The 26,843-nt window shown below is 60.2% G+C and carries 24 protein-coding genes and 1 pseudogene; 9 read left to right on the top strand and 16 right to left on the bottom strand.

The genetic code is table 11. The features are described 5' to 3' along the window. Positions 1-92 precede the first annotated feature (92 nt). Together nhaA and AC5RW2_RS33195 are read left to right on the top strand one after the other, a co-directional pair. Positions 93-1,442 (top strand): Na+/H+ antiporter NhaA, encoded by a 1,350-nt coding sequence (nhaA, locus tag AC5RW2_RS33190; RefSeq protein ID WP_493950736.1) that lies wholly within the window; start codon positions 93-95, stop codon positions 1,440-1,442. Between the two features lie 169 nt (positions 1,443-1,611). Next, positions 1,612-3,327 (top strand): sensor histidine kinase, encoded by a 1,716-nt coding sequence (locus AC5RW2_RS33195; protein WP_493963470.1) that lies wholly within the window; start codon positions 1,612-1,614, stop codon positions 3,325-3,327. A gap of 32 nt (positions 3,328-3,359) precedes the next feature. Here AC5RW2_RS33195 and AC5RW2_RS33200 read toward each other — a convergent pair whose 3' ends face one another. Further along, the gene (locus tag AC5RW2_RS33200) at positions 3,360-4,880 is read right to left on the bottom strand and encodes a M20/M25/M40 family metallo-hydrolase (RefSeq protein ID WP_493963469.1); all 1,521 of its coding nucleotides are present in this window, start codon (positions 4,878-4,880) and stop codon (positions 3,360-3,362) included. A 232-nt stretch (positions 4,881-5,112) separates the two neighbouring features. Between AC5RW2_RS33200 and AC5RW2_RS33205 the strand changes: the two genes are divergently transcribed. The 3 genes from AC5RW2_RS33205 (at position 5,113) to AC5RW2_RS33215 (ending at position 9,140) form a co-directional block, all read left to right on the top strand. Next, positions 5,113-5,565, top strand: a complete 453-nt coding sequence (locus AC5RW2_RS33205; protein ID WP_493963468.1) for a VanZ family protein — start codon at positions 5,113-5,115, stop codon at positions 5,563-5,565. 42 nt (positions 5,566-5,607) lie between these two features. Then, entirely contained in the window at positions 5,608-6,921 is a 1,314-nt protein-coding gene (locus tag AC5RW2_RS33210) for a UDP-glucose dehydrogenase family protein (RefSeq protein ID WP_493963467.1), read from the top strand. Positions 6,922-7,145: 224 nt separating this feature from the next. Next, a complete protein-coding gene (locus tag AC5RW2_RS33215; RefSeq protein ID WP_494074974.1) occupies positions 7,146-9,140 on the top strand; it encodes a M1 family aminopeptidase in 1,995 nt (664 codons plus the stop codon). Here AC5RW2_RS33215 and AC5RW2_RS33220 read toward each other — a convergent pair. The 6 genes from AC5RW2_RS33220 to AC5RW2_RS33245 all read right to left on the bottom strand — a co-directional run bounded on the left by AC5RW2_RS33220 (position 9,137) and on the right by AC5RW2_RS33245 (position 13,363). Continuing rightward, positions 9,137-9,403: an SHOCT domain-containing protein gene (locus tag AC5RW2_RS33220; protein ID WP_493963465.1), complete on the bottom strand. Its 267-nt coding sequence runs from the start codon at positions 9,401-9,403 to the stop codon at positions 9,137-9,139. The two genes, AC5RW2_RS33215 and AC5RW2_RS33220, sit on opposite strands and share 4 nt — an antisense overlap. Positions 9,404-9,651: 248 nt before the next feature. Then, complete coding sequence (locus tag AC5RW2_RS33225; RefSeq protein ID WP_493963464.1) at positions 9,652-10,629, bottom strand: hypothetical protein; 978 nt, start codon at positions 10,627-10,629, stop codon at positions 9,652-9,654. Next, positions 10,626-11,435, bottom strand: coding sequence for a hypothetical protein (locus AC5RW2_RS33230; RefSeq protein WP_493963463.1), 810 nt, complete (start codon positions 11,433-11,435; stop codon positions 10,626-10,628). Before AC5RW2_RS33230 ends, AC5RW2_RS33225 begins: the two co-directional genes overlap by 4 nt. A 7-nt stretch (positions 11,436-11,442) precedes the next feature. After that, positions 11,443-12,144: a signal peptidase I gene (locus tag AC5RW2_RS33235; protein WP_493963462.1), complete on the bottom strand. Its 702-nt coding sequence runs from the start codon at positions 12,142-12,144 to the stop codon at positions 11,443-11,445. Positions 12,145-12,155: 11 nt separating this feature from the next. After that, complete coding sequence (locus tag AC5RW2_RS33240) at positions 12,156-12,737, bottom strand: hypothetical protein (protein WP_493963461.1); 582 nt, start codon at positions 12,735-12,737, stop codon at positions 12,156-12,158. 77 nt (positions 12,738-12,814) lie between these two features. Then, on the bottom strand, positions 12,815-13,363 hold the full coding sequence (locus AC5RW2_RS33245; protein WP_493963460.1) for an alternate-type signal peptide domain-containing protein: 549 nt from the start codon (positions 13,361-13,363) through the stop codon (positions 12,815-12,817). A gap of 380 nt (positions 13,364-13,743) precedes the next feature. Between AC5RW2_RS33245 and AC5RW2_RS33250 the strand changes: the two genes are divergently transcribed. Both AC5RW2_RS33250 and AC5RW2_RS33255 read left to right on the top strand, forming a co-directional pair. Beyond that, entirely contained in the window at positions 13,744-14,634 is an 891-nt protein-coding gene (locus AC5RW2_RS33250; protein ID WP_493963505.1) for a response regulator transcription factor, read from the top strand. 173 nt (positions 14,635-14,807) lie between these two features. After that, the gene (locus AC5RW2_RS33255) at positions 14,808-15,164 is read left to right on the top strand and encodes a hypothetical protein (protein WP_493963459.1); all 357 of its coding nucleotides are present in this window, start codon (positions 14,808-14,810) and stop codon (positions 15,162-15,164) included. A gap of 34 nt (positions 15,165-15,198) precedes the next feature. Here AC5RW2_RS33255 and AC5RW2_RS33260 read toward each other — a convergent pair whose 3' ends face one another. Beyond that, positions 15,199-15,615 (bottom strand): MarR family winged helix-turn-helix transcriptional regulator, encoded by a 417-nt coding sequence (locus tag AC5RW2_RS33260; RefSeq protein ID WP_493963458.1) that lies wholly within the window; start codon positions 15,613-15,615, stop codon positions 15,199-15,201. A gap of 117 nt (positions 15,616-15,732) precedes the next feature. Here AC5RW2_RS33260 and AC5RW2_RS33265 point away from each other — a divergent pair, with 117 nt between their 5' ends. Continuing rightward, positions 15,733-17,514: an ABC transporter ATP-binding protein gene (locus AC5RW2_RS33265; RefSeq protein WP_493963457.1), complete on the top strand. Its 1,782-nt coding sequence runs from the start codon at positions 15,733-15,735 to the stop codon at positions 17,512-17,514. Positions 17,515-17,791: 277 nt separating this feature from the next. Here the strand turns inward: AC5RW2_RS33265 and AC5RW2_RS33270 are convergent, their stop codons facing one another. The 8 genes from AC5RW2_RS33270 to AC5RW2_RS33305 all read right to left on the bottom strand — a co-directional run bounded on the left by AC5RW2_RS33270 (position 17,792) and on the right by AC5RW2_RS33305 (position 26,403). Next, complete coding sequence (locus AC5RW2_RS33270) at positions 17,792-18,064, bottom strand: Mu transposase domain-containing protein (protein WP_493963504.1); 273 nt, start codon at positions 18,062-18,064, stop codon at positions 17,792-17,794. A gap of 103 nt (positions 18,065-18,167) precedes the next feature. Further along, positions 18,168-19,271: a glycosyltransferase gene (locus tag AC5RW2_RS33275; RefSeq protein ID WP_493963456.1), complete on the bottom strand. Its 1,104-nt coding sequence runs from the start codon at positions 19,269-19,271 to the stop codon at positions 18,168-18,170. Positions 19,272-19,454: 183 nt separating this feature from the next. Then, on the bottom strand, positions 19,455-20,615 hold the full coding sequence (locus AC5RW2_RS33280; RefSeq protein ID WP_493963455.1) for a hypothetical protein: 1,161 nt from the start codon (positions 20,613-20,615) through the stop codon (positions 19,455-19,457). Positions 20,616-20,789: 174 nt separating this feature from the next. Then, on the bottom strand, positions 20,790-21,644 hold the full coding sequence (locus AC5RW2_RS33285) for a glycosyltransferase family 2 protein (protein WP_494074975.1): 855 nt from the start codon (positions 21,642-21,644) through the stop codon (positions 20,790-20,792). Continuing rightward, positions 21,645-22,505 carry a glycosyltransferase gene (locus AC5RW2_RS33290; protein WP_493963503.1) on the bottom strand — a complete coding sequence of 287 codons (861 nt, stop codon included), beginning with the start codon at positions 22,503-22,505 and terminating at the stop codon, positions 21,645-21,647. Between the two features lie 37 nt (positions 22,506-22,542). Then, complete coding sequence (locus tag AC5RW2_RS33295) at positions 22,543-23,598, bottom strand: polysaccharide pyruvyl transferase family protein (protein WP_493963453.1); 1,056 nt, start codon at positions 23,596-23,598, stop codon at positions 22,543-22,545. A gap of 28 nt (positions 23,599-23,626) precedes the next feature. Next, positions 23,627-25,117, bottom strand: coding sequence for a lipopolysaccharide biosynthesis protein (locus AC5RW2_RS33300; protein ID WP_493963452.1), 1,491 nt, complete (start codon positions 25,115-25,117; stop codon positions 23,627-23,629). An 11-nt stretch (positions 25,118-25,128) separates the two neighbouring features. Then, positions 25,129-26,403 (bottom strand): glycosyltransferase family 4 protein, encoded by a 1,275-nt coding sequence (locus AC5RW2_RS33305; protein ID WP_494074976.1) that lies wholly within the window; start codon positions 26,401-26,403, stop codon positions 25,129-25,131. 97 nt (positions 26,404-26,500) lie between these two features. Between AC5RW2_RS33305 and manB the strand changes: the two are divergent. Beyond that, positions 26,501-26,843: pseudogene (manB, locus tag AC5RW2_RS33310) on the top strand (phosphomannomutase/phosphoglucomutase); the annotation flags it as partial.

Below are 26,843 nucleotides of genomic sequence, written 5' to 3' on the forward strand. Positions count from 1 at the left end.
CGGCGTGTAAACTGACCTACGGTGTGACGGGAAGTCTGGTCGTCGGGTAATTGAACGAGCCCTCAAGGGCGACCAACCGTCAGGAGCCATGCATGGCCACTCCTCCGCCTCCCGCCCAGAAGACCATCCTCGGCCGCGGCAGCTATCCCGAGTTCCTCCGGATCAGTGAACTGTTGCGCAAGGAAACGGTCGGCGGGATCCTGCTGCTGGTCGCAACCGTCGCGGCACTCGTCTGGGCCAACTCCCCCGCAGCCGACAGCTATTTCGCGATCCGTGATTTCCAGATCGGCATCGAGTCCCTGCACCTGAACCTGAGCCTCGGCCACTGGGCTTCGGACGGTCTGCTGGCGATCTTCTTCTTCCTGACCGGCCTGGAACTCAAGCGCGAGTTCGTGGCGGGCGACCTCCGTTCCCCCGCCCGCGCCATAGTCCCCATCGCCGCGGCCTTCGGCGGCGTCGCGGTGCCCGCCCTGGTCTTCGTCATCGTGAACCTGAGCGCCGGGCCTGAGGCCCTGCGCGGCTGGGCCATCCCGACGGCCACAGACATCGCCTTCGCCGTCGCTGTCCTGGCCGTGATCAGCTCGCACCTGCCCAGCGCGCTGCGGATCTTCATCCTGACCCTGGCCGTGATGGACGATCTGATTGCCATCGCCATCATCGCGTTCTTCTACTCGTCCGATGTGCAGCTGCCCTACCTGTTGTGGATGCTGCTCCCGCTGGGCGCCTTCGCGTTCCTGACCCATAGGTTCCCTAAGTTCTTCGCCCAACACCATCTGGCCGCCTGGGTCATCCTGCTTCCGCTCGGCATCGTCACCTGGGCCCTCATGCATTCCTCCGGGGTACACGCGACAGTCGCGGGCGTGCTGCTCGGCTTCATGGTCCCGGTGCTGCGCAGCAAGAAGCACGGCGGCCCGGACGCCGGCCCGGGGCTGGCCGAGCAACTTGAACACCGCTTCCGGCCCCTCTCCACCGGGTTCGCGGTGCCGGTCTTCGCCTTCTTCGCTGCCGGTGTGGCCCTCGGCGGCTGGGAAGGCATCAGCCGCACCTTCACCGACTCGGTGGCCATCGGCATTGCCGCAGCACTGGTGATCGGCAAGCCGCTGGGCATCATGCTCACCACCTGGGTGCTGACAAAGTCCACCAAGGCCAGCCTGGATCCGTCGCTGAAGTGGATCGACGTGCTTGGTGTTGCGGTGCTGGCCGGCGTGGGCTTCACCGTTTCCTTGCTGGTCAACGACCTGAGCTTCACGCTCGGCTCCGCGCACCACGACCACGCGAAGGTGGCCGTTTTGGCCGGTTCCCTGGTCTCCGCCCTGCTGGCTGCCGTGCTTCTGCGCGCCCGCAACCGGCACTACCGCCAGGTCGAGGAGTTGGAAACCGCAGATACCGACCACGACGGCGTGCCGGATGTGTATCAGCAGGACCCGCGCGCGACCAGCTGATCCGGGGTTGGTGCCGGCTAGTTTCGGCGCCGCCTTTGCGAGCCGCGTCACACACCGAACGGTTCCGCTACCCGCAGGGAGGCACATGCCATACTGAACCAGTTATGGCCAGCCCGCGCCCGCACAGCAGCCGGCAGATGGGCTGCCCGGAGTAGGGGGATCTTCGAGCATGTCTGCCGCACCAAGCCCGCTGTTGTCATTGCTGATCGGCCGCCAGCAATTCCACGAGCTATCCCTGCGCGCCCGCGTGGTGCTGAGCCATCTGCCGCTTTGCCTGACTGTGGCGCTGACCGCTGTCCTGGCTGCGGTGTTCTTCCCGGACCTGCTGTCCAACACGCACTTCATCGTTGGACTCGTCGGCATCGGTCTCTTGTGGGTGCTGAGTGCCGTCGTCCCGTGGGACCGGCTGCCCTATCCTTCCTACTGGATTATTCCGTTGCTGGATTTCGTCGCCATCGGGTTCCTCCGCCAGGGCAGCGGGACGGAGCTTTCCGGGATCAGCCTGCTGGCCGTCTTCCCGGTTTTCTGGATGGCGTGGTCGGAGATCGCTCCCGCCGCCGCACGTTTGATCAGTTTCGTTGCCCCGCTGCTGATCATCTGGATCCCGGTGTTCGCCGGACCGGAACCGATGACGGCTGAAGCTCTGGTCGGTCCGATCCTGGTCCCGATCGTGACCTTGACGGTGTCCATCACAGCGTCCGTTTTCGCTTTGAGCTCGACGGCGCAACAGCAAAAGCTGGCTCACAAAGACCGCGAACTGCGGGCCTTACTGGAAGACAGCAAAGTTCACGTGCGCCGGCTGGATACCGTCTTGAACGCCGTCGCCGTGGGCGTCCTCGTCACCGATGCCGACGGCCAAGACATCTTGAGCAACGTACAACAGCAGCGGGACCGCTCGGTGGCCATGCCTCAGGGGATCGATAATCCGGATGAGGCCGACCTGCTGGTCTTCGAAGCCGACCGGACCACGCCCTTCGCCCTGGACGACCGGCCCATCCGCCGTGCCGTTCGCGGTGAGACCTTCTCGGACGTCTTGGTGTGGATCGGTGCCGGTGAGAGCCAGCGGGCCATGTTGTGCACGGCGCGGCCCATGCAAGACGATGCCGGGCGGTTCGACGGAACCGTCATGGCCTTCAGTGACGTCACCGACCTAGTCAACGCACTGACCGCCAAGGAAGAGTTCGTCTCCAGCGTCACGCATGAGCTTCGCACGCCGTTGACCTCCATCATGGGCTATTTGGATCTCGCGCTCGAGGACGCCGACCAACTGCCGCCACAGGTCAGTCATTCGCTCACCATTGCCATGCGCAATTCCGAGCGTCTGCTCCAACTGGTGGAAGACCTGCTCTTCACTGCGGCGGGGACGCTGAGCATCGAACCGCGCAGCACGGCCTTGGCAGACGTCGTGTCCGGCAGCGTCGCTTCGGCCCTGCCGAGGGCGGAACACGCGGGCGTGGAATTGGTGATCGACGCCGCCGAGGGGCTGGTCGCCGAGATCGATCCCACCCGAATGGGGCAGGTGCTGGACAACCTGCTCTCCAATGCCATCAAGTATTCGCCCGACGGCGGCCGTGTCACCGTCCGTACATTTGAAGACGACGGCGCAGCCGTGCTGGAGGTCAGCGACACCGGGATGGGCATGTCCGAGGCCGACCAGGCAGAAGTCTTCACCAAGTTCTTCCGTACCAGTTCTGTCCGGCAAGCTGCCATCCCGGGGCTGGGGTTGGGGTTGGCGATCAGCAAGTCGATTGCCGAGGCGCACGGAGGCACGCTGACCTTTAGCAGCGTGCTCGGAGCCGGCACGACGTTCCGGGTTTCACTCCCGCAGCAGGGCGAAAAGGGAGGCCGCCCGGAGGCGGCCTCCCTGAGCCAGGCGCCGGCGTAAACCGTGGGTGCCGGCAGCTGGCCGGACGATGCCTAACGAATGGCCTGGTGGCCCTTGAACTCCATCTTGCCGTTGCCGGTTCCCTTGCCATTACCCTTGGCCGTGCCGTTCACCGCTGAGGTCGTCTCCGCGAAGGTCAGCGTGGCGTGCGCAATCGCATCGGCCATCTGTTCGAGCACGACGGGGTCAACGTTGTCCACCGTGTCGCAAGGATCGTGATAGCAGGGATCAAGAGCCACCCCTGCCGTGCCTCCGAAGATGGCTGCTTGTTCTGGAGTCTTGATGTCCTCGGCACCGGTGAACAACCCTCCGGCCGGGATGCCGTTGTTGATGAACGCGAAGTAGTCCGAGCGGCCGTCGAAGGCGGTCGGCTCCGTGGCTAGTCCCTGCGAGGCGAAGTAGTCCTCGAAGATGTGCTCGACGTTGGCGGACCCGTTCGGCCCGGTCTGCCCGTAAGCACTGCCGTCGCCGTCGTAGACGAAGCGGACTGCATTGGGTGAACCGACCATGTCGAAGTTCAGGTTCAGCGCGTGATTCTTGATCTCCTTCTTCGACAGCTGGGAGACGTAGTACTCGGAACCGAGCAAACCGTCTTCTTCAGCGCCCCAGAAGGCGAACCGCACCCGGTTTCGCGGCTCGTCGCCGCTGGCTGCGATCTGCAGCGCAGTTTCCAAGATCGCCGCGCTGCCGGAGCCGTTGTCGTTGATGCCTGGGCCTTCGGAGACCGAATCCATGTGGGCGCCGACCACAACGGTGCGGTCCGCGCGTCCTGCAGTGTCGGCCAGAATGTTGAACGTCTCCGTTTGGACGATTTCGGCGTCCACCGCGATCCGCAGTTCCAGACCTTCCGTGCCCGCCAGCTCGGCGCCCAGATCGAAGCTGGTGGTCACCGCCGGAATGGTTTGGGGCGTGCCCAATGTGCCGGCGAACAGATCGAGCCGGTCCGCTGTGCCGCCGTTACCCTGGTTGAACAGAACCACGCCCCCGGCACCTGATGCCGCGGCATTCGACACCTTCAGGGCGAAGTCGCAGGTGCCGCGCTGGATCAACGCGATGTTTCCGGCCGGGAAGCCGGCAAAGTCGGCCATTTCACAACCGCTGGTGGACGCCCTGTCCCCCGCCAGATTGATATCCACCGCTGTCACCGGTGCGGTGACGTCGCCGGATCCCGAGTAGTCCATGCCCAGGAAATCCTGCTCCGCCGTGTAGACGGTGGGCGTCGGGGCCACTTGCTCGAAGTCCGCGCTGTTGAGCACAAAGCGTTCGTAGGAGAACGTCTGGCGCACCGGCGTGTATCCGGCGGCCCTCAGCTGCGATTCGATGTACTGCGCCGAGGCCTCGTACCCCGGGGTACCCGCGGCGCGATTGCCGCCATTGGCATCGGCCACGTCCTGCAAGGCCTGCAGGTGGCTGAAGATGTTCTCTGCGGTGACAGCCTCCCGCAGCGCACTGGTATTCGTCCCGTTGTCGGCCTGGGCTGGCAGCCCGACACCGAAGGCCAAAGCGGTAGCGGCGGTGATGGCCGCTCCGCGCCTGAAACGGTGGTTTTTCATGCTGTTCCTCCATAGGTGCGATGATGGATCCCGCTATCCCCGTAGCAGGATCCTGCCCGGAAGCTATCCGATCTGAAGCATTTGCAAAAGAGATGGCAACTGTTTCGGTGTTGAAACGAACAAAACAAGCAAGAGCCAGGTACCGATGCCCCTCACGGATAACATGGTGGGGGCTACCTGTCCGTTTCAGGATGGCAAATTCAGCACGGTCAACCTGCCCGAAAGGAGCCCCATGCGGCTAGGCACATCTTTGATGCGGGGCCGCGTCCTCACTGCCACGGTGCTCGCCGCCTACGTTGTGGTGGTCGCCCTTGTTGTCCTTTGGCCCACGCCGGTGGATGCCGCAGCGAACAGCTTGATCCAACGGGTCCTGGCGGCCCTGCACCAAGCAGGCATCCCGGACTGGTTTGACTACAACCTGATCGAGTCCGGGGCGAACGTCTTGATGTTCATCCCGCTCGGTCTACTCACCGCCTTGTTGCTGCCTTCCGCACTGCGCTGGCTCACGCCTGCGGGAGCGCTGGTGTTCTCTGCCGCCATCGAGTGGTGCCAGGAGACGTTCCTGCCCGGCCGCTACGCTTCCTTGCAGGACGTCTGGGTGAACACCCTGGGTGCCGCGCTAGGCACGGTGCTGGCCTACGCATGGCTGGAGCGGCGGCGCAACCGGCGCCCCGTAACACGATAAAGTCGAACTAGTCTTTCTCACCGCACAGACAAAAGGACCAGCATGCGTATTTCCGTCATCGGCTGTGGCTATCTGGGGGCCGTTCACGCTGCTGCCATGGCCAAGCTTGGCCACGACGTTGTCGGCATCGATGTGGACGAGCGCAAGATCGCCGAGCTTCAGGCCGGCCGTGCCCCGTTCTTCGAGCCGGGGCTGCCGGAACTGCTGACCGAGGTCCAGAAGACCGGACGGTTGACCTTCAGCACCGAGATGGCCGACGCCGCCGGCGCCGTCGTGCACTTCGTCTGTGTGGGCACGCCGCAGCGCAAGGGCGAGAACGCCGCGGACCTGCGCTTTGTCGACGCCGCCTTCACTTCGCTGGCTGAGCACCTGCAGCCCGGTGACGTGGTCGTCGGCAAATCCACCGTGCCGGTGGGCACGGCTGCGCGGTTGGCCGATGAAGTCCAGGCGATTGCTCCGGAAGCGGTTCTCGCGTGGAACCCGGAGTTCCTGCGCGAGGGCCATGCGGTGAAGGATACCCTGACCCCGGACCGTTTCGTCTACGGTGTCCCTTCCGGCGCCAAGGGTGAAGCCGCGACGGCAGCGATGGACGAGGTCTATGCCGCCGCGCTGGCCGCCGGGACGCCGCGGCTGGTGATGGACTATGCCACCGCCGAGCTGGTCAAGACGGCCGCCAACTCCTTCCTGGCCACCAAGATCTCCTTCATCAATGCCATGGCCGAAGTCTGCGAAGCCACCGGAGCGGACGTCACCGCCCTCGCCGACGCCATTGGCATGGACGAGCGGATCGGCCGCAAGTTCCTCAACGCGGGCGTCGGGTTTGGCGGCGGCTGCCTGCCCAAGGACATCCGCGCCTTTATGGCCCGGGCCGGCGAACTCGGTGCGGATCAGGCGTTGACTTTCCTGCGCGAGGTGGACGCGATTAACATGCGCCGTCGCACCCGGGTGGTGGAACTGACCCGGGAGCTGTGCGGCGGGTCGCTGATCGGCAAACGCATCACCGTGCTGGGAGCCGCGTTCAAGCCGGAGTCCGACGACGTGCGGGACTCCCCTGCCTTGTCCGTTGCCGCACAGCTGCAGCTGCAGGGCGCTACCGTCACGGTCACCGATCCGGAAGCCTTGGCCAACGCCGTGCACCGTTTCCCGGAGCTCAGCTACGAGCCGGATACCAAGACGGCAATAGCCCGCGCCCACGCGCTGGTCCTGCTGACCGAGTGGCAGGAATACCGCGAACTGGATCCCGTGGCCGTCGGAAACCAGGTTGACGAGAAAAACATCCTGGATGGACGCAACGTGTTGGACCCGGATGTTTGGCGTCAGGCCGGTTGGACCTACAAGGGCATTGGCCGCCCCTAGCTTTCCCCAAGCCTTCCGTCCCACAATGGGCCCGTACAGCCAGAGCTGTGCGGGCCCATTGCCACACCCGTTGACAGTGGCCGCAAACAGGAGCATGTTAGGTGGATGGCCAGCGCCAACGCCGCCGACCTTAGCTAATCGCGGGTCCGGACGAACTGCGCTGGTCGATGGGGGGACATCGAATGGTGATTCGGAGGGGCTTGGCCCTAGCCGCGGCTGCAGCCGTGGGGCTATCAGGCCTGTCACTGACCGCAGAACCCGCCGTCGCAGCCCCGGATCCGGGCCGGCACTTCTATGAAACCGGCGCCACCACCCTGCACGACGCCTACTTTCCCGGCGCCGGTAACGGCGGCTACCAGGCCACCCACTACCACCTGGACCTTGAGTACAACCCGCCCACCGATCAGTTGAACGGCAAGGCCACCATCACCGCGCAGGCCAAGCAGGACCTTTTGTCGTTTAGCCTGGATCTGGATGGGCTGGCCGTCCAGTCCGTTAGTGTCGACGGACTGGGTGCCCGCTTTGACCGCACTGGCGCCAAGCTCACCATCACTCCTGCCCGCGGCGTGCCCAAAGGCCACCGCTTCACCGTGATGGTGGAGTATTCCGGCGTTCCGCGCACCCTTGCGCTCCCCGGTCCCGCCGGCTTCATTCATACCGACGACGGCGCATTGGTCACCGGTCATCCGAGCAGCGCCCCCACCTGGTTTCCGGTGAACAACCACCCCAGCGATCCCGCCAGCTACACCTTCAACATCTCGGTGCCGGACGGCTGGCAGGCTGTGGCCAACGGCTTGCCGGGCGGAACGAAACAAAAGTCAGGTCGCACCATCTATGCCTGGCGGGCACCTGAGCCGCTCTCGCCCCATCTGGCGACCATCGCCGTCGGGCATTTTGATCTGGCGAAGTACACCAAGGACGGTATCAGGTACGTGGACGCCATGGACCCGGCGTTGAGGAAGACGGTCATTCCGCGCAATGGGGACGGTCTGGCCTGGTCGCAAACCGACGACGCCAGCTACAAGCGCCTCACCCGGACGGTCAGCGTGCCCGATGCCGGCGCGGACTTCTCCTTTTGGATGCTGCGCGACACCGAGCCCGGCTGGGACTACGCATTCGTCGAGGCGCGCACGCCCGGCGAGGACAACTGGACCACGTTGAAGGACACCACCGGACTCGCGGAGGACGGCACCGGGCATTCCTGCCCGGCCTGGCACCAGGTGCATCCCTTCCTGAATCATTACCAGAAGGACGACGGCGGTGGCTCCTGTTCGGCGAAGGGGTCCACCGGGCAATGGTGGGCTGCCACCGGGACGAGCGACGGCTGGGAGCATTGGGAGTTCGATCTGGCGGACTATGCCGGCGAGGACGTGGAGCTCTCCATCACCTATGCCAGCGACATCACAGGACAGAACGACGGCGTCTTCGTCGAGGACATCAACGTGTCCGGAGCCGACGGCTCCACGTCCTTCGACAGCGACGGCGACCGCTGGGACGGCTGGGCTGCCAAAGGAGAGCCCAAGGGCAGCCGCAAGAACGACAATGCGTGGACGGCCGGCAGCACCACGCCACCGTCCCAGGGCTACAAGATCCAGCAGTCGCTGGACAAACAGCCGAAGATCATCAAGTTCCTCTCCTCAGAGTTCGGCAAATATCCGCTGAGCAGTGCCGGCGGCATCGTGGACAACGTGGAGGACCTAGGTTTCGCCTTGGAAACGCAGGGCCGGCCGGTCTACCCAATGGATTACTTCTACAGCGAGAATAGCGGCGACTCATTTATTGTCCGGCAGCTCGCTCTCCAATGGCTCGGCAGCCAGGTGCCCGTCAATCGGTGGCGGGACAGCTGGCTCAACCAGGGTTTGGCAACCTATGCGCAATGGCTCTGGGTCGAAAAACATGACCCCGGCAGCGCCCAAGACACTTTCGACTTCTACGCAGGCATCGACGCTGCCGACCCGTTCTGGAAGTTCAGGTTGTCCAACCCGGGCGCGGAAAACCTGTTCGCCAGCAGCCTGCAAACCCGCTCGGCCATGGCGCTGCATGCGGTGCGGAGCGAAGTGGGCGACAAGGACTTCCGCAAAATCGTCAAGCGGTGGGTCAAGGACGGATCAGGCTCCCCCAAGGATTTCCGCAAGCTCGCCGAGGATGTTTCCGGCAAGGACCTTGGCCGGCTGTTCCAACAGTTCGTCGCTACTCCGGGGAAACCAGGAGTACTTTAGCGGTCCTCGCCCAGCACCCGGAGTCCTTCACGGTAGGCGTCCGCGGTTAGCTCGCCGCGGGCAAAGCGCTGGTCCAGAATCTGTCTAGCCGTGCTGCGTCCGTGCGGTTTTTCCATCTTCCCGGCGGCCGCGGCCACCGCAACCGCATCTTCAACACTGCCCGGGCGCAAGCCCATGAAAGCCCGGACCACCAAGATGGCCAACATGCCCACGATGGCCAACAGCAGAATGCCGAACAGCCACGCCAAGCCCATATCTACCATGATGAAGCACTCCTTCGATCACGACGGAACGATGGCTTTAAATCCGTTCCCATAGCGTCAGGATACGCGTCGGCCCCGGGAACAAACAGGGCAAAACCATCACAATAGGATTCCTTCGTCCCTGGCTGTTCCCCGTGGACGAAGATATTTCGGTCTCGCCGCGCATTCGTGCCTACGCACCGAGGAGGGGGACCGAGCGACTAGTTCCGGGGGACCCTTCCGCCGGCAGACACAAGATGGCGGGATGGCTACAGCGGCGGAGCCGCGTAGTACAGGTCGGTGTTCCAGCGGCCATACTGGAAGGTCTTGTAAATGGGGTCCCCGGCGATGGTTCCGTTCATCGGCTGGATCCGCAGGCGATAGTTCGTAAAGAACCCGCCGTCTGAAGTGGGGAACGGCAATTCGAACACGGCCGAAGGCTTCTTGACCGTGGCTTCGGCGCCCCAACCGGCAGCACTCGCCAAAGACACTTCGTAGGACGTTGCGCCGGACGACGCCTTCCAGTTGAAGGCCACGTGCTTCTTGTCGTTGATCGGTGTGCTCACGGTGTAATTGACCGTTGTCAACAGCCCCAACGGCGGGTATGCCTTCGCGTCGCGGAAGCAGTTGTCCACCGAATAGTGCTCGTATTTGTATACCAGGTAGATGGCATCGCCGGCGGTGGCACCGTTCATCGGCTGAACCCTCAGGCTGTACGTCGCGTAAAAGGGGGCGTTGGCGCCGGCGCCCTTGAGCGGATTTCCCAAGCGGTCCGAAGGAGTCCGGGGCATGGTGAAGGTGACTTGTTCACCCTTCACCTCGGCCGCCTGGGCGTACCGCGGATCGCCGGAGGACAGTGTCACCACGTAATGCGTGACGTTTTGGGCGCGCCTCCACGTAAAGCTGACGTCCAGCCTGTCCAGGTTCTCCAGTTGGGCGGTTGAATTGGCCACCTTGCACTGGGCTGAGTCCTTGGTCGGTCCGTCCGGGCGCGTCTTCAGCTGGGCACCGGCGATAAGGCGTGCATCGGCGGAGCCGGAGGGCGGGGCCGCCGGCGCGCCGACCGAGACGCTCATGGTTGCTGTCGCCGTCTGGCGCCATTTGGCGACAGCCACAGGCGTGCCTACTCCCATCAACACGACCAGGAAGAACGCTATGGCTGCCCCCGTGAAACCCGGCAGGGACCGGGCCCGCCTCCACGGTCCTGGCCGCGCCGTCGTCGCTGTCCCCTCCACGTCGTTCGTCACGGGTTTTTCTTTCGTCGTTTTGTCAGGGTCAAGAAGAACATGCCAAGAACCGACAGGGGAACGGCCAGCCAGGTTCGGTTGTCCGCGAAGACGTTGCCCTCAATCCAGCCTGCCTGCGCCGGTACAACCTCGGTGGTCTCCTGCTCCGCCAAGCCACCCGCTGCTGGCCCGTCCGGCAGGAAAACCGGTTCCAAAGCCTCATCGTCAGCGGACGGGTTGTCCGGACCCGTAGGGACGCCGCCCTCGCTGTCTTGGGGGCAAGCGCCGGCGACGGCGACTCCCCCGGCTGCAGCCTGCAGCACGAACGCGACATCCACGTCGGCACGCTGACGCCTGGTCTCGTTTTCCGCGCCGGGGGCCAGATGCAGCTTGAGATTCAGAGGTAGTGCCTCCCCCGGGGCCAACGTCCAGGTTTGTGCCAGAGCCGAACAGGACCAGGGACCGGTCAACGGCACGGTTTCGCTGGCACCGCCGGATTCCGCAACGCTCAGCACAAGGTTCCCGGAAATTTCCACGTCGGCGTCACCCACCACTCCGGCGACCGAAAGCGCAGCCGGGTCGCTGCTGTTGTTACGGACCCACACCTGGCTCGCGACGGATCCGCCGGGAACCAACGAGCCGGCCGCCCGGCTAAACAATTGCTTTGGCAGCTCGGCCGCATAGTGGTGCCCGTCCAAGCTCAACTGCAATCGGTCGTCGGCCGCCTGAGCTGGCTCAGCCGGCACCCACATAACGAGCAGCAACGCCAACACGGCTGCTGCACGGCTGATCATCGCCCATGACAACTGTTCATGATGACTCGTCATGGCCGGATCACGACGTCGACCGCTGCCGCAACGACCGCCGGGTCGGAAACTCGGCTGGCTCCATGCGTGTCCCTGCGGCTGGGTCTTCGGCCGGGAAGTCCTTGGCCGGCCTTGGTTCCGGAACATTCGAAGGCGTTTCTCCGTCGTCGGCAAAGGACGCGCGGTCCGCTGCCTGAAGCTCCGCAGCTTCTTTCTTCGTCTTCCGCTGGCGCCCGCCCTTGATGAGGGAGACAGCGCCGTATCCGATCAGCGCGATGGCCGCGAGTTTGAGGACCAGGCCGCGGTCCCCCTGTCCCAGTGCACTAGCCAGGAAGCCAACCCCTGGGACAGCGTAGAAAAGCTTCCCGCGAACCTGCAGTTCCCGCACGGGGAGCTCGTCTGCCACGCTGTTGTTGTCCCCCTGGGTCACCAGCAGCCGCTCCCCCTGCTGCGAGGCAATGACCGACGTGATCCGGTGTGTGATCACCACCGGACTGTTGGACTCGACTTGGTAAGTGATGATGTCTCCGGTGCGCAGCTCTTCGAAAGGCGTCGGTTTGACCACCAGGAAGGTGCCCGGCGCGTATTTCGGTGCCATCGAACTGGTCAGTACGGTGTACGTCTGCGACCCGGTGACGAGGGGCACGACCACCAGGACCAGGGCCGCCAGCGTCACCGCCAGAAAAGCCAGGTAGGCGATCCCCCGGCCGGCGAGGCGCACAACGTTCACGAACATTCCTCTCAGATCTGCTCGGCGGCGAGCGGAATAGAAATAGTCGTCGAAATGTCTTGCAAAGACGGAGGCGTCTGCTGGGAGAGGGTTGCCTGGAGGCAGAGGACGCCCGATTCACCCTTGGCCAGATCAACTGAAGGCAATGCGCCTGTTGCGGCTGCAGTGAAGAGGGCCGGATTCTCGCACTCCTCAAGGCTCCCCGCTGCCGTTGCCACAATGTGCAGGTACTCCGCGAGGTTGGCGGTGGCGACGGTGGGCGACGATGTAATTTTGGCCCTGATGGTGAACTCCCCGCCGGCATCGGTCAGGTTGGTCAGCTTGACTCCGGCCCGGACCGCGCCGCCCGGCAGGAGCTTCCCGGCCGGCGCCGTTTCCAGCGCCAAGGTTGCCGGCGTGCCGTCTTCCATCGTCATGTCCACGCTATCGTCGCCTGAGCCGAGGCTGACCTTGAAGGCCGCGGCCTGGATGGTGCCGGCATCGAGCGGCGAGGTTGCGTTCCACAAGGCGTACGAGCCTTGCACCGTCAACATCCCCAGCACCACGGCAGCAGCCAGCAAAGCAGCGGCTTTGAGAGACTGCCGGTTCCGCATCGTCGGCCTCCGCCTACCTACAGTGGTGCGCGTCAGGGTCAGCCGCGCACCACTGGTCTTGAAAAATCAAACAACTGTCAGTTGCCCGCCGCAGCCTTGACTTGGTCCTGGGTCAACTGATCCAGCTTGAATGCTACCTTGCTGAAGTTGTAGGTCTTGTTGGTGCTCTCACGGCCCTTGGTATCGGCTTTGAACTCAAAGGTAACGGTGGCTTTGATGTCGCCCATCGAACCGGTCAGAATTCCGGGCAGGTCGGCCTCGCCCTTTTGCAGCTTCACCTTGGAGACAGTGATGTTCTTGTCCAGGAACGTTCCGGTGGCCTTGTCCGTATCCACCACCGTGAGCGTGGCGGCCATGTTGGTGCCTTCGAGGAAGACGTCCATGTACTGGGTGTAGGTCAGGGTCTCGCCGGGAACAATCCTATGTTTGCTGATGTCCGCGATGGTTCCGCTAGCAAGGTTGCTGGTCCAGACCCCGGTACCGGTCTTCAGGTCCAGGTTGCCGGCGGCCACCGTGCCCATGCCGGCATTCACCTGCTCATTCCAGACGGCCAACGTTCCGCCACCGCCAAGTAGCAGCGCAGCGCCGACACCGATTGCCAGAGTTCCCTTGACCATCTTGTTCATCTTTGACCCCTTGTTTTGTGGCTTGCTCGGCGCCTCGTTCGCGCCGATGACCCCAATCTCGCCAACCCACCCAAAGATGAACGGTTTTATTTGCCAAACGTTCCCGAAAAGTTCGGACGCATGAAAGCACTGCGTCTGGCCCAAACCTCAAGGCATGCCAAAGATCGGGCGGCAAAGGATCAGCGGCCGCCGTCGGCGACGTCCCCGCTGCACGCCGGGTGGCCCCGGAAATGTAGGGGATGTCCTGCACCGGCCTACTTCCTGCGACTCCTCCACCCCAACGCAAGCTTCGGTTCTGCCAAATCTTAAGCATGCGCACTATAATTTGGGTTTCGGAACTGACCGCTCGTTGGAGCGGCCGGCAGAAATGTGAGGCGCTAGTGGATCCGTCGCGGGTAGCGGTAGTCATTGAAGATGACCCGGACATTTGTGAACTCATCAGAAGCGTCATGGCACAGTCCGGCTTTGTGGTCCATACAGCTGAGAACGGTGTAGCCGGCGTCGCCGCTGTCAAGAAGTACCGCCCCTCAATCGTCACCCTGGACGTTGGCCTTCCGGACATCGATGGATTCGAAACCGCACGCCAAATCCGGCTCTTCAGCGACGCCTACATTCTCATGCTGACAGCACGGGCCGAGGAGATTGATGCCGTGCTGGGCTTCAAGTCCGGCGCCGACGACTACATCATCAAGCCGTTCCGTACCTTTGAACTACGTGCCCGGGTGGCGGCAATGCTCCGTCGCTCCCGCACAAGTGAATCGATTCACGACGGCGGCCCCAAGTCTGCAGCGGCGGAACGCACCTCTCAGAGGTCAACAGCAGCGTCGGAAGACTTCACTGTCCTTCCCAACCAGGCCTCCCCTCCGTCGGTTTCAGGCCAGGCCGGCAGCAACGAGGTGCCCTCCCCTCAGGCAAACGAGGAGTTGAGGGAGGCAGCGGCCACCTATGTCCACAACGGACTGTGCCTGGATTACCCCAGCAGAACGGTGACGGCGGACGGCGCCCCCAAGCAACTGACCCGGATGGAATTCGACTTGCTGTACGCCCTCATGGAGAGCGGGCGCAATGTGCGCAGCAAGCAGGATCTCGTGCGGCGGCTGCGCTATGAGGACTATGACACCGGCTCGTTCATCTCTGCGGCCGACGAACGCGCCATCGAGGTGCATATGGCAAATCTGCGCCGCAAGCTCGGCGACGAACCTCGCTCCCCGAAGTGGCTGGAGACCGTTCGCGGCTTCGGCTACCGGATGGCTCCGGCCAACTCGCTGTAGAGAGCCGGTCCGACCTCAATTCGTAGATGCTGAAGCAGGTGCCTCACGACGCACTTACCAGTTGTGCACGACACGGCTCCTCCCCCTACCGCCTCAGTGCCGCGGGAATGCTTATGATGTCATTGCCGCACGCGTGCCCTCCCGTTCCGGATCGGCGGCTGAAAGTCGAGATAATGATCCCCCTTGCCGATGACACCCAACTGCCGAGCCGCCGCGATGTCCGCACGGGTGCAGCCGATCCTGCCCCGCCGACGGGCATGATTCCGGTGGTCCCACTGGTGGCCAAGCCGTCCGGCGACCCCTTTCCGCCCCGGCGGGAATTACGCACCGGCCGCATCCAAGTAGTGGCGCAGGCCGAAGGCCAAACGAACGGCGCCACCAAGTACGTGCGGGTGGAGCAACCTGTGGCTCCCAAGGCTGCACCGCGTTCTGCCCGGCGTCGCAAAACCCGCAAGGCGCCATGGGTGGCGGGCATCGTCGTCGCACTCGCTGCTGTGGCGGTTGCAGTCTTTTTCGCGCTGACACGCTAACTCATCAGGAGCAGGATGCGCCCTGGCGGCGCACCTACCCTTCGCGGGCCGTAAGCCGCTCCAGGATCGCGAACAGTTCGGAGCGCTCGGCCTCGCTCAAAGCGGCGAAGTATTTTTCTGCCTGCTCCACCTGTACCTGACGGATGACGCGGCTGATCTCGCGTCCGGCTTCGGTCAGAACGACCACGCTGGCCCGGCGGTCGGCCGGATCAGGCTCGCGCACGCACCAGCCGCGCTCCTCCAAGCCGTCGACCACGTCGGTGGTTGACCGCGGTGCAATCCGCAACCGGTCCGACAACTCCCCCAGACGCAGCGCTCCATGATGGCGCAGCATGTGCAAGGCACGTGACTGCGACGGCGTTACCCCCAGCGGATCCAGTCCCTGACGGGTCGCTTTTCGAAGTTGCCGCGAGACTGTCCAAAAGGCGTCCAGTAGATTGTCATCAGCCACGGGAATAGGCTATCAATTACTTCGGTTACAACCTCATAGTGAGGTAACCTCACCAAAGCGGCGGCGCTTCGACCGCCACCATCACGAAACGAGGTGGTTCCGACGGAAACACTCGGAATGAGCCCCGGCCGCGGACCCGCCAGGGAACCGACGGCTGCAGAAAAAGAACAAGCCAAACATGTATCGCTAAAGCGGATCGGGGCCCTCTTCCTCCCTTACCGGAAGCAGCTGGCCCTTGTCACCGCGATCATCGTCGCTTCCTCTGCGGTATCTATGGCATCCCCCTTCCTGTTGCGCGCGGTGATCGATGTTGCCTTGCCTGACGGCCGGTTCGGCCTCCTCGCTTGGCTGACTGCGGGCATGTTGGTTGTTGCCGCCGTCACCGCAATGTTCGGCGTCCTGCAGACCTGGATCGCCACCAAGGTTGGCCAGCAGGTCATGCACCACCTGCGCACCGACGTCTTCACCCACCTGCAGCGCCAGTCGGTCGGTTTCTTTACCCGGACTCGCAGCGGCGAAATCCAGTCCCGCATCACTAACGACATCGGCGGCATGCAGTCCGTGGTCACCTCCACGGCCACAGGAATTGCCACGAATCTCACGACCGTTGCAGCCACCGCGGTAGCCATGGTGGCGCTGTCCTGGCAGCTCTCGCTGATCTCGCTGCTGGTGATGCCGCCGGCCGTGCTGATGACCCGCAAGGTCGCCAAGCTCCGCCGGGAGATTACCGCCCGGCGGCAGCGTGAACTGGCGGACATGAATGTCACCATCGAAGAGTCTCTCTCGGTCAGCGGCGTCCAGCTGAGCAAAACCTTGGGCACCGGCCCAGATCTGGCCGCAAGGTTTTCGTCATCGTCGCTGCGCCTCACCGATCTGGAGCTCCGCTCCGAACTCGCCGGGCGATGGCGGATGGCCACTATGAGCATCATCTTCGCTGCGGTTCCGGCCGTTATTTACCTGGCCGCCGGCCTCCCGGGGACGGCAGGAAACATCAGCATCGGTACCGTGGTGGCCTTCACAGCCCTGCAGGGCGGACTCTTCCGCCCCTTGCTTGGGCTGTTGAACGTGACCATCACCGTAACCAGTTCGCTGGCCCTGTTTGCCCGGATCTTCGAGTATCTGGATCTGCCCGTGGAAATTTCAGAACCGGCCGTGCCGGCTGACCTTACCTTGTCTACAGTGGCCGGGCACGTCCGCTTCGAGTCCGTCAGTTTCCGCTATCCGGACAGCACGGTTCCGGCGGTCGACGGCGTCGACCTCACCGTCCCGGCAGGCTCGACGCTGGCCCTGGTGGGTCCCACAGGGTCCGGCAAGAGCACGCTGGCATCGCTGGTGGCACGGCTTAACGACCCCACGGCCGGGCGGATCACCATCGACGGCGTGGACATCCGCTCCATGTCGCTGGCGGACCTGGCCAAGACCGTGGGCGTGGTCAGCCAAGACACCTACCTGCTGCACACCACCGTGCGGGAAAACCTCCGGTATGCCAAACCGGATGCCACTGACGCCGAGATCGAGCAGGCAGCACGGGACGCGCAGATCCATGAGCACATCGTGGCGCTGCCGGAGGGCTACAACACACTGGTGGGCTCGCGCGGCCACCGGTTCTCCGGGGGTGAAAAGCAGCGGATCGCCATCGCACGGACCCTGCTGCGCAATCCGCCGGTGCTGGTGCTGGACGAGGCCACCAGCGCCTTGGACACGCAGACCGAACACGCCGTGCAGCAGGCCTTCGACCGGCTGGCCGCAGGCCGTACCACCATCACCATCGCGCACCGGCTCTCCACGGTCCGCAATGCGGACCAAATCGCCGTCCTCGAGGCCGGGCGCATCGTGGAGCGCGGCACTCATGAGGCGCTGCTCGACGGCGATGGGCGGTACGCGGCGCTGACGGCCTGACATGGGTACGCAGCGACGGGGCAGGGAAGGCGGGAGCCCGGGCCCGGGTCTCGGCTCCGGAGGCTTCCCTGGCTGCGACTCCCCTGGAGAGGACCGCGCCAAGGTATTCCCCTTGGATCCAGCCGGCGTCGCGGGCCTGTTCAACCAGCCGGGCCGCGGATTCCCTGATCTGCGGTGCGTTCATCGCCCGCGCGCAGTATTCTATGTCTCCTGCGGTCTCCCGAGCGCCGGTCGTGAGAGGACTGGCCCATGCTCGAAGGCTACGCCGAAGGCCCGGTCATAGTCGACCAGGTCGCGAACAGGATGCCGGACGCTTCCGACCCCGGCATGGTGGGAGAGTTTTGGAACGCGGGCCGCAGTTTCTTTGCCGCTTGGCCGCCGTCCCAGGACCGCAGATGGAGCCTGCGTCTCTGCCCTCGAAAGTGATCCGCACGGTTTCCAGATCCACGCTGACCTCGACGAAGGGTCCGATGGCCTGCGGGCTTTCGGAATAGTCTTTGGAGGCGACGCGCACGTAGTAGTCCTGGGCAGCCCGACCCGCGAACTGAATCCAGTCGTTGGCGGCACCGGCGGCAGCGCCATCATCGCGGCGCGGAACGCGGGTAGCAGGTCAACCGGGCGGGCGCCGGTACTCCGGACCGTTCGACTGTAGGCTATGGGGCCCCGGTTGTCTCGTTCATCCATCGACGTAGGTTCGATGTGAAGGCCTCCTCAGAGAGCAACATCGCTCGTGCTTTTGCGTTTGCCATGTCTAGCGACAACACGCTTCTGACGATGTCCTCCGTATCTCTAGGATTACCATCAGGAAGGACAGCGCCACCTTGTAGCAACCCAACACTTTCAGAGGCACCGCCTATTGGATTTACTAATACGGGCGTGCCAAGCGCTATGGCCTCTACAGGCATTATTCCGAAATCTTCAACGGGGGGAAAGACATACACCATCGCCTTCTGGTACAGCGCATAGAGCAGCTTATCGGACGGTGCAAGGATGAATTTAACGGGAATCCGGGCGTTCCTCGCTTGCTCTTGAAGGTGACCTAGCGCAGGGCCAGAACCGGCCAGCACCACAGGAAGATCACAAGCCTCTCCGACTTCAATAACCCGCGAGAGATTCTTATAGCTCACGAAACGCGACGCACCAAGGATGAACTCATCTGGCGTCTGTGCGAGTAGGAGTGCGTCCCCTTCAGACAAATGCTCCCTCCATTGGTCATGTTGTTGAAGCTTGCGAACCGATACCGGCGGGTATATAACAACGGAATCTCGATCCCAGGCTCTACGAATTCTATCTTGGACGAAAGTGCTATTTGCAGCATAAGTAGCCCCTGATTTTGACATGTTCTTGTCAAGACGGCGGAAAAGGGGCGCTAGCCCGCGGGCAGCGAGGTTTTTACCCCGAGGATCCAAACCGGGCTCCCAGATGTAGCGAGCGGGAGTATGCACATATACGTATACCGGAATCTCGGACAGGGCACGGTTCTTCGCGACATGGTGAGCAAACAAATGACTGCTCACTAGTGACCAATCATAAGTAGCAAGCCTTTGTTTACGCCATGTCAAGGACATCAAAGGCAGGGACAGCGCCTTTTTTCCGCGCATTGGCGCCCGTGCTAGCCATGATTCATAAACTTCAGTTCCTGGATAACGGTTTTTGTGATCGCTCCACAGACATGAGATATCCGCGTCGGGATACGTGTCTACCATCGCATCGACAACACGTTCCGCTCCCCCAAATTCTTCAATCCACTCATGCACTATTAAACCAGCCAACGTTCCCTCACTTCGATTAACACTCAGATTTCTGCTCGCGCAAAATTGTTCATAGCTTTGGTTACTCGTATTGTCTGCATTCGTCTGTCCACTCCCCTTCGCTGAGACGCAGTGCATCGAAATTAGCCCTGTAGGATATCGGAGCTGCTTTGCATCCTAAATGTCATGTCAGGCTACGCCCTTGGCAGCATAGGGCGATCCTTTGACAAGCGCACCCAGTTTTCGCACACCCCAAAGGATGAGCGTCACATAGACAGCAAAGAACATAAATGTCCAGAAATCACTACGTCCGTAAACGAGAATCAGACCAAATACAACACAGGTGAATCCTGGCATGGTTCGCGATGTGAGAATCATGCAGATTACGATTGTTAGGAAAACTACCACGAACCCAACCTCCGTACTCCCTAACAAATTGATAAGCGCGGCCTCAGCGAAAGGGCTTGCCCCAACGCCGACTCCGGCAAGATGAAGATCATAAAACTCGCTTCCGAGATCCTTTAGTGGAGTGAATCGCAGGAAGGCAGGGAGAAGAAATTGAGAACGCTGAATGAAGGTGCCGCCGAGATCTTCCGGAACAAGCCCCATAGAGATTGAGAAGTGCATATACTGGGGCAGGATGAACTCGTGAAGTGACGAGTAGATGTTGCCAGTACCGAGTGCAGGGAGTAGAAACAGAGCTATACCTCCCAGTGCGACGATGAATAGAGTGGATTTCGCAAATCTCTGACCCAATAAGATCAGGATTATAGCTCCTGTGGTAATAGCTTCTTTCCTGCTGCCGACCAGAAAAAATGGAAGCCACAGTGCAAGCAGAGAGAACACGGGCAATAAGCGAGCCTTAACGAGCGCAATCCGACAGCACAACCAAATGGTCACAGCGACTGCGAGAACTTGGACATTGTGATTTCCTGCCATAAGTAGCTCACCAGCATAGGTGCGCCGCTCTGATGCGATTACATTGCCAAACCCAACTAGGAGAATGCGCGCAAAATCATGCAATCCGATTATGAGAATAAAGACGGCTAAAATTGTATCGAGACTACGAGAGCCGTGGGTTCTGATGAGTTGCTGGTATCGGGCCGTTGCTGATTTGATGCATGCCGTGAGCCTTTCCATGCCGAAGAACAACTCTGTAAAGGCGTAGGCGAGAATAACACACCGCAGATCCAAAACCGTAGTGTTCTCGACCAGCTCAACCGAGGGCCAGGGAGGGTATGATTCACGGCCGTACTTTAGTGCAAGCCAAGCAGTCGTGGCATATAAGGTCAGCGAGAGAAAGATAAGCGAACCGTACCGAGTCGACTTGGTGAGTAGGAGCTGGCCCACCAATATTACATACCAGAGGACAAGTACGGTTAAGAGAGTGGAAGAGCTAAGAAACCAAGCAAACGCAAATGCTAGGATTGTACTGTACCCGCGTCTTAGCCCTAGCACGTACCCGCCTCATCCGATAGGAAACAATTTTTCGTTTTTGTGGTTGGATCGCCAACAGGTTAAAGCTCACGACCCAGATGCTCGTCGGCCAAGAGCTCCTTCAAAGCGCCCCACTGACGAGTGTATTCCGTCTACGAAGTCCGGGAGGCTACCGCGCCGAGCGGCACTAACGAAGGGACCAACGCATATCAGCAGTCGCCGGAGGACTGGGTATTTCCACTTCCGGTGGATGAAACCATATCCCCGCCCATAAGCCCGTAGCTTCGTTCGTCGCTGAGCCTTCGAAAGCCCATGCTGCTGTGAAACACCGTACACCTTTAAATCGCTGTCCCAGTGAACGACAATATCCCTCTGCGCGGCACGCAGCAGAAGATCTGTTCCTTCACCGGACTGCCAAGGCGAGGTACTTCCACTGCCCAGGGACGAGTCGAAGCAACCTACCTCTCGCAAGACGGCTGCGGCCACCACCATGCCGGCTTCGATGATTCTCCACACATTCGTGCGTGATATCGGATAGGCCCCAGAAGAGAACCTGTAACGTGGGCCCTCTTCATCAATGTAGGACATGGCCACGATGTCAGCGCTGGAGTGCTTCGTTACTAAACAATCGGCAAAATCTGAAGCATAATATGTTGTGTCGTTTGGAAACAGGAAATGCGTACAAACTGATGGAGCACTTGCAATGACGCTATTTCTCCCGGCGGAGAGTCCCTTCTCCGAGGTGGTTCGAAAGATTCTAAGTTTTTTTCGATATGCGTCTATAACCTGCGCAACTTCATCCCCGTTACTCTGATCACACACACCGACGTAGAAGTTGGTCTCAGTTTGGCTCACCAAAGAGTCGAGAAGGCGCTCCAAGTCGGAGACTCTTCCGATTGTTGAAACGACAAAACAAGCGGTCATCTTCCCACTGAGCGCCATCTATACAGCCCAGATCCTGTGGTTGGAACTGCCAAGAACGCGGCCAGCTAGGTTTGCTATTCTAGCGGTAGCCTTCAAGCGGAAGGACCGCCCGAAGGGGGCGCACCCCACAGCATATAGCACAGCAATCAAATCGGTAACCGTATCCGACAGTTTTCGCCGCGCGCCGAACTCCTTATGAATTCCAAGTAACTCGGCATCGCTCAAACCGTAACTGAAGTACTGCTTCCAGAGCGAGCGTTTCCCCCCCCTCAGGCGGTAGTCCACAATAGCACTATCACTGAATCCGAGGTGATAACCGCAATATTGCGCGCGCCAACAAAAATCGATGTCTTCACCATGCGCTAAGTCCACGTTGAATCCGCCCAAGTGCTGCAAAACGCGCCTACGAACGCCCATGTTACAACTCGGAACAAAGGGGAAATGACTGAACTTTCGCGAAGGATTGCCTTGAAGTTGCTTATGCCACGACCATAGATGTCGGGGATTAATGTGGTCATACCGCAACCGTCCTCCTGACAAGTCATTGGTCGCCAAGGACTGCACCATGTTCAGGACCCATTCACTATCTACTTCATCGTCGGCATCGCAAAAGAGCACGTATTCGCCATCAGCAGATTCCCAACCTATGTTCCTGGCGTAGCTGGGACCAGTAATCGCTGTAGAATCTACAATCCGGACATTTCCAGCGAGCTTAGGCCCCAACTCCAGTTCAGAAGGGTCAAGAAGGAATGCGTTGCACGAAATAACAGTCTGAAATTCTATGTTGCCGGCTTGACATTCGAGTCGGCGAAGCTGACGATTGAGAAGGCCTAAGCCCGTGCCGAACGGGATAACAACCGATATAGATCCACTACCCATAGTCACTCACTAATCCTCTTCGCAAATTGTCGCCGGCCTAGAAACCTTTTACCAGGTCCGTTGTTGAAAGCAGACCCTTTCGCCAACGCTTTATAATCGAGGCCACTTCAAGGAGATCTTGAACCAAAGCATCGCGGCGAGTGCTGGCCCCCGCTCCTAGTCCCTCGGAGGCCATCATTCGAATTTCTTTGGAGATGGCCATGTGACTACTGTGCATACCTATCCCAGGAACCTTTCCAGTGATGCTCGCCCAGAAGTCGTCGCATTTGGAGCCATAGGACAGCATCACTGTCGGGACGCCAAGTGATGTTGCGGCAACTGCACCATGCAGTCGCTCTGAGACAAAAACGCGACAAGAGGCAATTTGTGACATCAGTGCTTTAACATCCCCGGCGTACTTAGTAACGCATTCCGCACCCGTAAGCGCTTGCATACGTGTTGCAACTGCTGCGTCAGCGTCTGAAAGCTGAAAGATTACGGGTGTCAATCCTAGGGCTGAAGAGGCCTCTTTGACCGCGATGGACAATGCCCCTAAATCATACCTAGTAGAAGTATGTGAGCCGACACAGATACCAAGCTCTGTTCGTGTTTTTTCTTGCTCCAACCCAGCAACCGTGGGATACATGAGGGCAGGATCACCCACCACACGGGGGGGGCGTCCCATGCCATCGGCACATTCGTCCCGTGTGATAGGGCCACGTACTCCCAACAGAGCGAGGTTACTGATTTTCCGCCAAAGCGCCCAATCAACACTCTGTAGGCCCACAGCAAATCCATCGTCTCGAGCTGCTGCACCTGCGCCGGCCACAACGGTGGCAGATGTATTGAACATACGGTTGGCAGTAGAGACGTGTTTGGCCCATGTCTCGAAGCCTAAGGCTGTCCCTCCGCCTAGGAGGATGAGTTTTTCAGCACCCACCAGTTTAGACCGGTCCCTAAGAAATGACGCGCCTTTTTTCACATAGTCCCTTGCCCTTAGGGGAGATACAAAGTGCAGTTCGTTCTCGAGGGCAAGCTGCCACGTCTCGTACAATAGGTCATCCCCAAAATTCTTTTGACCCAACCATCCCATATAAATGATTTCTCTACGCATTCTAAACAGTTCCTTTAAAACGAAGAATTTATCTTTTACTCAATAAACTCAAAACTTCTATCATCTGCTTTCGGAGCGGCCGGATCACAGATACCGTGAGAATCAGCGTCATGACAACAAGTGATATGTTCAGAAGCAGGGCGGTAAGGTTACCGTTGGCTGGCAGGTATGCTTCCACGGCTATGGCAACTGTGAACCCGACTGATGTCAGCACTGCCGGCCAGAGCAGAGGCAGGACGAAATCTGAGTATCTCAAGCGCGCCCTCCGCCTGAGGACGGCAAAGCCTGGCACCGTAAATATCAGTAGCAATACCGAGTAGGTCCAGGCCATTCCCGTCACCCCCCCCTGTACACCTATCACGAAACCCGCCAAAACAACCAAGCGATTGATCACTGTCCACCACATTTGCCGTCGGAACTGACCAGTCGCGACGAACAACCAGGTTGTAACGAAACCCACACTCTGAGCAAAGCCGGAAATTACCAAGATCGAAAAGATGCTAGCTGAAGATGCCCAATCCGGCCCAAAGATGACTAGAACGAAATCTAAGGCGAACACTGCCATCATCGCAAAGAACGGCCAGAGCGTCGCGGTCATGACGGTGAGAATGGTCCGCGTATACTTCCTAAACCGCTCCGGATCGTTTTTAAGCCTGCTAAGCGTAGGAACAAAGACTCGCTGCAAAGGGCCCCCAACGAGGAAAAGCGGCATCGTTAAAAGTTGGGTGGCCTGGCTATAAATACCAACAGCCCTTGCGTCAACGAACCTACCCACAATAAGCTTATCCGAATTAGCAGTCGCGTAGTTAAGTAGCTGAACACCGGTGAGACTAAGAGCGGATCGTACTGCAACTCTAATTCTCCGCCATGACGTATTTTTTGATGGCACCCATGGGCACAGGGCGAGTACTAGAACTGTCTGGATAAGAGCCATGCTAGACGCCTGAACGACCATGGACGTCGCTCCATGCCCTCGAGCAGCAAGTAATAGCGCAATCGCCACACTAACAACCGATGCGACTATATCGACTATGGCGAGTCGTGACGTACATAAGTTGCGCGCTAAGACCCCTGTTGGGATGGCGGCTACCCCTGCTAACAAGAATGTTGGAGCCAACCAGAATGCATATGCGGTATACCTGGTATCTTCAAGTAGCATGGACAGACTTGGGCCGAGCATTACCATGAATACAGAGACGATCAAACCACAACTGCTACTAATGTAGTGTAATGAAGAAGCCAATCGAGCATCTAAGCGGTAGCGTTGGGATGCCAACGTGAATAGACCCGACTCCCGCAATAGGGTCGATGCTGCCCCAACGGCAAGAATAATTGCCGCTGCGCCGTACTCCTCCGGCCCAAGTATCCTAGCGAGGAAAATGGTGGAGGTAAACTGGACGACAAATTTGAGCCAGGAACCGCCCGCTAAAACAATGCTACTCCTAGCCGATTTTCGGCCCAGAGAGTCGTCGGTAAGCCACTGAGTTGTTGAGGCGTCTTTTTGCAGAAGAGATACCATTTCACACTATACTATCGTCTAGATTCCGCGATCACTCTAGATAGTTCGTTCAGCAAATCATCTTTAGTTTTTGTCCATCGATAGCGTTCATTGACATATTTCTGCCGCAACGAGCGTGTTTGAGGGGTTGGAGATACACGCATTATAGACTCTAGTAGTCCACGCTCCATTGACACCTCGTCTCTGGGATCGACATAAATTGCGTGTGGTCCACAGACCCACCGCTGCACCTCAACTCCCGACGTGACGAGGGTAGCTCCGCGAGCCAAAGCCTCAACAGCTGGCAGCCCAAACCCCTCATCCAATGATGGAAATGCAACCGCTTTGGCGCCACTATATAGATCTGCCAATTCATTATCCGCTACATATCCTAGTCGCATGCATTCAGAATGCGTATGAAGATCTAGCGCTTTGAAGCTCTTGTTTTCTCCGCCCACCAGTACCAATGGAAATCTTTTTTTGAGATCTTGCGGGAGACGCCGGTGAACTTGAATGAGACGCTGAAGGTTCTTTCTAGGATCCAAAGTCGCGACAGAGAGAATATATCGCTGATCTTCCAAGCCGAACTTCGTGAGCGTTGTCTGTAACTCGCTCGCGCTCCTATTCTCGACGAACGCGTCCGCGGGAGCATTGGGAGCAACAATCACTGGTTTTTTGAATCGTATAATGCGGCAGACCTGTCGGCGGACTGGTTCACTTACGACAACAATCGCCTCTGCGCTACGTAACTGGCATCGAAGAACAAGCCCATGCGTGAAGGCATACTTTTTGCTATACCATTCGGGATGATTCAAGACGAATAAGTCATGGACAGTAATGATCTGCTTTCGTGCAAACAGGGGCCCCCTGCTCGTCAGAGTTAGCAGATACTCTCCCCTTCGCCTATACGCCTCGAGGAACTGCGCCCAGATCCAAACTCGGAGAGGGGATTTGGCCCACCATCCTTTGGGGCGTGCGATCCGCACGGCGAGCGTCCGATCCGCTAAGAGCTGACGCATGACTTCAGTCGCGTAGCGTTGCTGACCTGTCACTGCCTGGCCCAAGAATGCCCCGTTGATCAATACCCTTGTGCCAGTCACCCTAATCCGTCTTCTATAAGTCTGGTTGCGCGAGACAAAATCGAGGGTCCAACTAGTCATGCTACGGCGCAGATGAACTGTACTCTTAGCTGGTCTGCCCCATTTCTTTCTGCAGATCCTCGAACTAGATGTTACCTCAGGCTCATGCCTATCCGTGCCTAGTGGCAATGAAGGCCGCGCACGATTGCTCAAGGTGATCGTTGTCATCCTGACTGCAAAACCTGCAGTCAGGAGATATGGTCTTGCCCTATATGCTGGAGCTGTGACGATTCTTGAACGTGCTGAAATCTTGCACAATTCATTTATGGCCTACGACGTCCGTGGGATCGTGGGCGAGACCATAACCGCCGCAACCGTGGAGGCGACTGGTGCCGCCTTCGTGGACGTGCTGTCCCTGGCCGGCCAGACGGTGCTGGTGGGCGGGGACATGCGCCCGTCCTCCCCGGAGTTCGCAGCCGCTTTCGCGCACGGCGCAGCCGGCAGGGGTGCCAACATCCTGATGCTGGGGTTGATCTCCACCGACGAGCTCTACTATGCCTGCGGCTCCCTCGACGCAGCCGGGGTGGTGTTCACCGCCAGCCACAACCCCGCCCAGTACAACGGCATGAAGATGGCCAAGCCCGGCGCCGTGCCGGTTTCCTCCGACA

The sequence above is a fragment of the Arthrobacter sp. B0316-1-20 genome (assembly GCF_059091865.1).